This is a genomic window from Dryocola clanedunensis (genome assembly GCF_038405435.1).
GTDB classification, from domain to species: domain Bacteria; phylum Pseudomonadota; class Gammaproteobacteria; order Enterobacterales; family Enterobacteriaceae; genus Dryocola; species Dryocola clanedunensis_A.
In genome coordinates this window covers 1-571 of sequence record NZ_JBBYHZ010000160.1, presented here as the reverse complement: position 1 = coordinate 571, position 571 = coordinate 1, and the positions used below count along the sequence as shown (strand labels likewise).

1 protein-coding gene is annotated in these 571 nt (G+C 64.6%); it reads left to right on the top strand.

Features of this window, described 5'->3' with window-relative positions:
• Nucleotides 1–15: 15 nt before the first annotated feature.
• A partial coding sequence (locus tag AAE045_RS23985; RefSeq protein WP_455549802.1) for a hypothetical protein occupies nt 16–571 on the top strand: 556 nt, incomplete at its 3' end.

The window sequence follows — 571 nt, the reverse complement described above, 5'->3', positions numbered from 1 at the left end:
GACAAGGATCTGTATATGTCGTCTCTGCTGCTGCGCTCCACGCTTGCTCTTGGCCTGGCCGGTCTCTCGCTGCCCGCCATCGCCGCGCCGGAGTTCGCCGCCTGTTTTACCTTGACCCCGGGCCTGTCGTGGTCCAGCAGCGATGAAACGCTGACCATCGAGAAGGCCACGTTCGCCGGGCAGGAGGCGATCAAGGTGAGCAGCGCCGGTGGTGGGGTTGGCACGGCCAGCTATTACGACGCCAGCGGGCGCCAGCTTCTCGGCCAGGAGCGCCTGGGCATTTCCGCTTGGGGTGGCGACGCGTCCAGGCCGGTGATGACCGACATCTTCAAGCCCGCGCCGACGTTCCCGCAGAGCGCCAAGCCAGGCGATCGGTTCGAGGTCAACGGCAAGGGCGAGCGCACGAACCATGTCGACGAGACGGTCGAGCCGATCGACTACGACGGCTTCTCCGATTACACCTTCGTCGGCTTCGAAGATCTGGAGACGGAAGTCGGCGACCAGCCGCGGACGTTCAAGGATACCTGCCATGTCACGGCGACCTTCGAAGACAACCGTATCGAGGCGTGGT